Source organism: Roseovarius roseus, from assembly GCF_043355935.2.
In the GTDB taxonomy this organism is placed as follows: domain Bacteria; phylum Pseudomonadota; class Alphaproteobacteria; order Rhodobacterales; family Rhodobacteraceae; genus Roseovarius; species Roseovarius roseus.
In genome coordinates this window covers 1-919 of the sequence record NZ_JBHFPE020000058.1, presented here as the reverse complement: position 1 = coordinate 919, position 919 = coordinate 1, and the positions used below count along the sequence as shown (strand labels likewise).

The 919-nt window shown below is 65.2% G+C and carries 1 protein-coding gene; it reads right to left on the bottom strand.

Annotated elements, in window-relative coordinates:
* Positions 1 to 869: IS256 family transposase (locus ACEWPL_RS19435; RefSeq protein WP_420744409.1), on the bottom strand; the 869-nt coding region annotated here is incomplete at its 3' end.
* Positions 870 to 919: the final 50 nt, after the last annotated feature.

The window sequence follows — 919 nt, the reverse complement described above, 5'->3', positions numbered from 1 at the left end:
ACCTCGCGCCAGCGGGCATGGGCCTGGTCGCGGTCCTTCTCGGCGAAGACGGTCTTCACCACCGCGCTGACCACGGGCTTGTTGGTTTTACTCACGCGGGCCAGGAGGTTGCGCTGGAAATGCACCCGGCAGCGTTGCCATCCTGCGCCAAGGACCTTGCGCGCGGCGGCCTTCAGGCCCTCATGGGCGTCGCTGATCACCAGTTGCACGCCCCGCAACCCGCGCCGGGTCAAAGAGCGCAGAAACTCGGCCCAGAACGTCTCGGCCTCCGAGGGCAGGACCGTGATCCCCAAGATCTCGCGGCGCCCGTCAGTATTGACTGCGACGGCCACTATCACCGCCATCGAGACGATGCGTCCGCCCTCACGCAGCTTCACGTAGGTGGCGTCGAGCCAGAGGAAGGGCCAATCGCCTTCCAGCGGGCGGTTCAGGAACGCCTGCACCCGCTCATCGATCTCCTCGCACAGCCGTGAGACCTGGCTCTTCGAGGTGCCCGTCAGCCCCATCGCGCGCACCAGGTCGTCGACAGCCCGCGTGGAGACGCCGTGGATGTAGGCTTCCTGTATTACCGCCATCAGGGCCTTCTCGGCGGTCCGGCGCGGCTCCAGGAACGTGGGGAAATAGCTGCCCTTGCGCAGCTTCGGGATGTTCAACCCAATGGTGCCTGCCCGAGTATCCCACTGACGCGGCCGGTAGCCGTTGCGCTGGTTCTCACGGTCTGGGCTGCGCTCGCCATGCCCCGCGCCGCAGACAGCGGCCACCTCAATATCCATCAGCCGCTGCGCGGCGTCCTGGATCAGTTCCCGCAGGAAATCCGTGTCATCGCTCTTGGCGATCACGCCCGGAAGGTCGATCATGGTCTCGGTCATCGTGCTCTCCTTCGTTGTCATCGGTCTTTGAACAACCTCAGACTACGAAG